The organism is Corynebacterium sp. HMSC072A02 (assembly GCF_001810085.1).
Classification (GTDB): domain Bacteria; phylum Actinomycetota; class Actinomycetes; order Mycobacteriales; family Mycobacteriaceae; genus Corynebacterium; species Corynebacterium hesseae.
This window is the reverse complement of sequence record NZ_KV799840.1, coordinates 21489-27798: the sequence shown is the minus strand read 5'-3', so window position 1 is coordinate 27798 and position 6310 is coordinate 21489. Positions and strand designations below refer to the sequence as shown.

4 protein-coding genes are annotated in these 6310 nt (G+C 61.9%); all 4 read right to left on the bottom strand.

Annotated features, from left to right (window positions below; genetic code table 11):
• Positions 1-850: 850 nt before the first annotated feature.
• On the bottom strand, positions 851-2548 hold the full coding sequence (locus HMPREF2698_RS04745; RefSeq protein ID WP_070524081.1) for an ABC transporter ATP-binding protein: 1698 nt from the start codon (positions 2546-2548) through the stop codon (positions 851-853).
• Complete coding sequence (locus tag HMPREF2698_RS04740) at positions 2548-3507, bottom strand: ABC transporter permease (protein ID WP_070524083.1); 960 nt, start codon at positions 3505-3507, stop codon at positions 2548-2550. Before HMPREF2698_RS04740 ends, HMPREF2698_RS04745 begins: the two co-directional genes overlap by 1 nt.
• Positions 3500-4426, bottom strand: coding sequence for an ABC transporter permease (locus tag HMPREF2698_RS04735; RefSeq protein WP_070524085.1), 927 nt, complete (start codon positions 4424-4426; stop codon positions 3500-3502). The genes HMPREF2698_RS04740 and HMPREF2698_RS04735 overlap by 8 nt, the downstream gene beginning before the upstream one ends.
• 202 nt (positions 4427-4628) lie before the next feature.
• Positions 4629-6224, bottom strand: coding sequence for a peptide ABC transporter substrate-binding protein (locus tag HMPREF2698_RS04730; protein ID WP_070531768.1), 1596 nt, complete (start codon positions 6222-6224; stop codon positions 4629-4631).
• Between the last annotated feature and the right edge of the window lie 86 nt (positions 6225-6310).

Here is a 6310-nt window from a genome sequence, read left to right as displayed (position 1 = left end):
GAACCACCCGACAGCAGCTAACACCCACAGCCACTAAACACAGAGAGGACAACGCCAACTACCGATCCCGCCAACCCAAAGATGGTTGACGGGCACATCGGTGATCCCTGCAAACCGCAGCATGGTGCGCGGGGAAATCGGGGATCCTGGTCGCGATTCGACGGGTTAAGGGTCAGAAAGTGTGTCTGGAATCGGGGATTTCTGGGGTCTGAACTGTAGGTTCTCGCAGAATATACGCTTTGGGAGCATATATCTGGCTTTGGGATGCTAAATCCACGGTGTGGCTGCCTACCTGTGGTAGCCGGCGGTGGTGTGGTGATTCAATGCTAGAAATCGACCACACTAGCACTGCGGCGGAGATACAAAATGCAATGAATCGAACAGCTGAGGCTTCGACCGATGGCGGTATAAACCAGGTGATTCTTGGCCAACAAGATTCCCCCCGATGTCACCAATGCAGCACTATTTGCCCAGCCCATCGCCTGCTGCGCTGCGCCGAGAACCTGAACGGAACTGGCTTAATGAAATGGCTCTAGTGTCGCGCACGTTGGGACGGCGGCGTAGTAGTTGCTGCCTGTCCGGCGTTTCCTAGCGCACCGTCGGCCGTACCGGCTATCTCAACGATTAGGACTTCACTAACATCGTCTATGCCCAGTCAGCCGGCCTGGAAGTGGCCAAATCTAGCCCCGGTGACACGCCGAGCCAGACACACATTTTGACCCTTAAGCCGATTCGACTGCCGTCAGACGCAGTAGGAGCAACGGGACGCTTAGCCCTTAAAGAGCGAGCCCCCCTTAAAGGCGAAACCCGCCAGCCGGATGAAGGCTGACGGGTTAGGCGGCGTTGTAGGTTAGTGGCCGGTGCCGATTTCCAGGTGCATGCCCGGAACCGAGTTGATGAGGTTGCGGGTGTATTCCTGCTGGGCGTTGTCGAAGATGTCGTCGGCGGTGCCCTGCTCGACGGCCTGGCCCTTCTTCATGACCACGACGTCGTCGGCAGTCTGGCGGACCACCGCGAGGTCGTGGGTAATGAAGAGGTAGGACAGGCTGAGCTCCGATTGCAGCTCCGCGAGCAGCTGGATGATCTGGTTCTGCACCAACACGTCCAGGGCGGAGACAGCCTCATCGAGGACGATGACCTCCGGGCGCAGCGCCAGCGCACGGGCAATAGCGATACGCTGGCGCTGGCCGCCGGAGAGCTCGTTGGGGTAGCGGCGCATGGCGGAACGGGGCATGGAGACCATGTCGAGAAGCTCGGCAACGCGGGCCTCACGCTCCTTGCGCGAGCCCACCTTGTGCAGGGCCATGGGCTCTTCGATGCACTTGTAAATCGAGTACATCGGGTCCAGCGAACCGTAGGGGTTCTGGAAAACCACCTGCATCTTGCGGCGGAGTTTAAACAGCTCCTTCTTCGACAGCGTCGAGGTATCGCGGCCTTCGAACTCGATGGTGCCGGAGGTCGGCTCTAGCAGGCCCAACACCATGTTGGCCACCGTGGACTTGCCGGAGCCGGACTCGCCCACCAGCGCCAGGGTGGTGCCGCGGCGGATATCGAAGGAGACATCGTCGACGGCCTTCAACAGCTTCTTTCCGCCGCGCTGGCCACGGATATCGAATTCCTTGGTGAGGTTGCGCACCGAGATGACCGGGGCCTGAGCCGCGGAAGATGAATCTGCAGCGGTGGAGCCGATGGCCTCGCCCGACTTGAGTTCCTTGGCTTCGACGCCGGCTTCCTTAGCCGCGCGGATGCGGGAGGAAGCGAGAGAGGGGGCGGCGTCGACAAGCCGGCGCGTGTACGGGTGCTGCGGGGAGCGCAGAATCTCGCGCGAGGGACCGGACTCGACGATGCGGCCGCGGTGCATGACGACGAGGTGCTCCGCGCGCTCGGCGGCCAGGCCAAGATCGTGGGTAATGAAAAGCACCGCGTTACCCAGCTCCTCGGTAAGGTGCTCCAGGTGATCCAAGATGGTCTTTTGCACCGTCACGTCGAGGGCGGAGGTGGGCTCGTCGGCAATCAGCAGCTTCGGGCGTGCGGCCAGGCCGATCGCGATGAGCGCGCGCTGGCGCATACCGCCGGAGAACTCGTGGGGGTACTGCTTGGCGCGGCGTTCGGCGTCGGGAAGCCCGGCTTCCTCTAGAAGCTCCACGACGCGCTGGTGGCGCTCGGAGCCCTCCACCACGTGGTTGGCCTTGAGAGATTCCTCGACCTGGGTGCCGATGCGCCACACCGGGTTGAGGTTGGACATTGGATCCTGCGGGACCAGGCCAATCTTGTCACCGCGCAGCGACTCGAATTGCTTGTTGTCGTAGTGGGTGATGTCCTCGCCCTCGAAGAGGATCTGGCCGCCGGTGACCTTGCCGGTGCCCGGCAGCAGGCCCAGGATAGACATCGCCGTGGTGGACTTACCGGAGCCGGACTCGCCCACAATCGCCACGGACTGGCCCGGGTAGATGGACATGTTGACGCCACGCACCGCCTCAACCACACCGGTGGAGGTGGTGAAGGAGATGTGGACGTCCTTCATTTCAAGAAGTGGAGAGTTAGTCATTAGCGCTTCCTCGCCTTCGGATCGAGTGCATCGCGGACGACGTCACCCATCATGATGAAGCTCAACACGGTCAGGCCCAAAGCACCCGCCGGGTAGAACAGGACTGCCGGAGCAACGCGTAGTGAAGCCTGCGCGTCAGAGATATCGCCGCCCCAGGACACGAACGTCGACGGCAAGCCGATACCCAGGAAGGACAAGGTGGCTTCGGCGACGATGTAGGTGCCCAGCGCCACGGTGGCGTAGGAGATGATGGGCGCGGCCGCGTTTGGCAGGATGTGGCTGAACAGGATGCGCCAGTTCGACGCGCCGATGGAGCGGGCGGATTGGACGAACTCCTCGTTCTTGATGGAGACCACCGCGCCGCGCGTGATGCGGGCGATGGAGACCCAGCCGAAGAGCCCGAGCACCAAGACCACCGTGACGATGGTGCGGTGCTCCTTGAACATCTGCATGACCACGATGGCGGCGAGCACCAGCGGGATGGCGAAGAAGATGTCGGTGATGCGGGACAGGACGGAGTCAATCCAGCCGCCGAAGAAGCCGGCGATGGCGCCGATCAAGGAGCCCAGCACCACGACGAGGATGGTGGTCAGGACGCCGACGGCAACCGACGCGCGCGCACCGTAGATCACGCGGGCGTAAATGTCGCAGCCCTGGCGGTTGAAGCCGAAGGGGTGGCCCGGCTCGGCGGGGGCGAGGGACTTGGACAGCTCGCACAGGCGCGGGTCGGTGCTCGTGAAAAGACCCGGTGCGATGGCTAGGAGGATGGCCACGAGGATCATCACGGCCGCGATCCAGAACAGTGGGCGGCGGCGCAGGTAGCGCCAGGCCTCGCCCCACTGGGAGGACGGGGCGGACTCGTCCTTGACGGCGTCGACGGCGCCGAGGCCCGTTTCATCGGTTTCCGAGACGAAGTGCTCTTGGCCCGGGTAGGGGGTGTTTTTCTCGAAATTAGGCATAGCGGATCCTCGGATCAAGTACGGCGTACAGGAGGTCAACGAGCAGGTTGGCGATGATGTAGATGATCACCAGCACCGTGGTGAAGGAGACAATCGTGGTTGGCTCACCGCGCAGGATGGCCTGGTACATCGTGCCGCCGACGCCGTTGATACCGAAGATGCCTTCGGTCACGATGGCGCCGGTCATGAGCGCGCCGATATCAGCACCGATGAAGGTGGCCACGGGAATCAGCGAGTTGCGCAGCACGTGGCGGAGGGTCACCGCGCCGTTGGACAGGCCCTTCGCGCGAGCGGTGCGCACGTAGTCGGCGCGCAGGTTCTCAGCCACGGACTGGCGGGTCAGGCGAATGACGTAGGCCAGGGAGAGCGCGCCGAGCACCATGGCCGGCATGAGGAGGGACTTCACGGTGGCGTTCGCTCCGACGGTGACCGGCAGGACACCCCACTTGATGCCCACGAGGTACTGGAAGACGAAGCCGATGACGAAGGACGGCACTGCGATGACGAGCAGGGAGATGACCAACACGGTGGAATCGAAGAAGCCACCGCGGCGCATGCCGGCGAGGACGCCGAAGAGGATGCCGAAGACGGATTCAAAGATGATGGCCATGACGGTGAGCTTCACCGTGACCGGGAAGGCGTTGGCCATCACTTGGGTTACGGGGACGCCGGAGAAGGTCGTGCCGAAGTCCAGCATGAAGATGCCCTTGATGTAGAGCAGATACTGAATGATGAACGGCTTGTCTAGGTTGTATTCCGCCTCGATGCGGGCGCGGGCAGCCTCGGTAAGGCCGCGGTCACCGCCAAGGGCTTCGACGGGGTCGCCGGGCATCAAGAAGACGAGCGCATAGATGAGCAGGGTGGCTCCGAAGAACACCGGGATCATCTGGAGCACTCGGCGCCCGATATAGCGCAGCATAGTGTGGTCCTTTACTCGTTGTGGGCAGGTGCTTGTCGACGCCTTCTTAGCAGGCGCCTACGTAGCTCATAAGAATTTTAGTGTGTGATCCAAGTCTGCGAGAAATCTATAGCGCGTTTCGAATCACACTTATGAGTGAAAACGTGGGGCGACCCCCGCTCCACGGTGGCTGCGGGGGTCGTGGGAAGTAGCGGAAGTGGCGTTACTTCTTGGTGATGTTGTAGTACACCGGCTGGGACTTCCAGGAGAACACGACGTTGTCGACGTTCTCGGAGTAGCCGCCGGTGGCGTTGGAGTACCACAGCGGGATGGCCGGCAGATCCTTGAACAGGACTTCCTGGGCCTCGGTGTACTTCTTGTTGGCCTCTTCCTCGGAGGAGGAGGTCAGGGCTTCGTCGAGAAGCTTGTCAAACTCCGGGTTGCTGTAGTCGCCGTCGTTAGAAGAGCCGTCGGTCTTGTACAGCGGGGTAAGGAAGTTGGCCTGGCTCGGGTAGTCTGCCTGCCAGCCGGTGCGGAAGGCTGACTTGATGGTGCGGTTGGTCACCTCATCGCGCAGGGACTTGAAGTCCGGGTACGGGGCGCCGACTGCCTCGATGCCGAGGGTGTTCTTGATGGAGTTGGTGGTCGCGTCCACCCAGCTCTTGTGACCGCCGTCGGAGTTGTAGGCAATCTCCAGGGTTGGGTTATCCCACTTGTTGATCTTGTCAGCCTCGGCCCACAGCTTCTTGGCCTTCTCCGGGTCATACTTCAGGACCTCGTTGCCCTTGATGTCCTCGGAGTAGCCCGGCATAACCGGGGAGGTGAAGTCCTTGGCCGGGGTGCGAGTGCCCTTGAAGATGGTGTCCGTGATCTCCTCGCGGTTGATGGCGTAGGAGATGGCTTGGCGACGCAGCACGCCTTCCTCGCCGGAGTAGTGCTCGAGGTTCTCGCCCAAGGTGAAGGACTGGAAGATGGCGGTCGGCTGGTTTACGGCACGGTCGCCGAGGTCGGCCTCGTAGACATCGAAGGCGGAGTCCGGGACGGCGTCGAGGACGTCCAGGTTGCCTGCCAGCAGGTCGGCGTAGGCTGCGTCCTGACCGGCGTAGAAGACGAACTTGATGCCGTCATTCTGCGGGGTCTGGCCGCCCTTGTACTCTTCATTCGGGACGACGGTGGCGTCCTGGTTGTGGTTCCACTCGGTCAGCTTGTACGGACCGTTACCAATCGGGTTCTGGCCGAAGGCGTCCATGTCCTCCAGGGCGGACTCGTGCAGCGGGTAGAACGCGGAGTAACCCAGCTGCGCCGGGAAGTCCTGCTCAGGGCTGTTCAGGGCGATGGTAAAGGTGTGGTCGTCGACGACCTTGAGGCCCTCCATCTCCTTGACGCCTTCCTTGAAGCCCTTGATGTTGGCAAAGAAGGAAGCGTTGAGCTGGTCATTGGCCACGGCGTAGTTCCAGGCGTCCACGAAGTTCTTCGCGGTGACCGGGGAGCCGTCGGAGAACTTGGACTCCTTGAGTTTGACGGTGAACTCAGTGTTGTCCTCATTTGGCTCGATGGATTCAGCCAGCTCGTTCTGGGCTTCGCCATCGCCGTCGTAGTAGACCAGGCCGGCGTAGATGGAATCGACAATGCGTCCGCCGCCGACCTCGTTGGTGTTGGCCGGGATGAGCGGGTTCTGCGGCTCGGAGCCGTTGACGGTGACGATGCCATCGCCGGAGCCGGAAGCAGAGTCTGAACCGGAGTTGTCGCCACCACAAGCCGCGAGGGTGAGCGGCAGGGTAGCGACAGAGAGAGCAGCGAGCGTCTTCTTGAGCGTCATGTGGGTCTTAGACCTCCGTGGTGCGAAAGATGTAGAAAACCTGTGGTGTTGGTTTGATATGAAGCTACCGCGTGGCGCGCCTCATA

What these genes read in the sequence shown, in the direction of transcription:
- HMPREF2698_RS04740 (WP_070524083.1), bottom strand. Translation starts at nt 3,507, where the DNA reads ATGCCTAATTTCGAGAAAAACACCCCCTACCCGGGCCAAGAGCACTTC.
- HMPREF2698_RS04730 (WP_070531768.1), bottom strand. Translation starts at nt 6,224, where the DNA reads ATGACGCTCAAGAAGACGCTCGCTGCTCTCTCTGTCGCTACCCTGCCG.
- HMPREF2698_RS04735 (WP_070524085.1), bottom strand. Translation starts at nt 4,426, where the DNA reads ATGCTGCGCTATATCGGGCGCCGAGTGCTCCAGATGATCCCGGTGTTC.
- HMPREF2698_RS04745 (WP_070524081.1), bottom strand. Translation starts at nt 2,548, where the DNA reads ATGACTAACTCTCCACTTCTTGAAATGAAGGACGTCCACATCTCCTTC.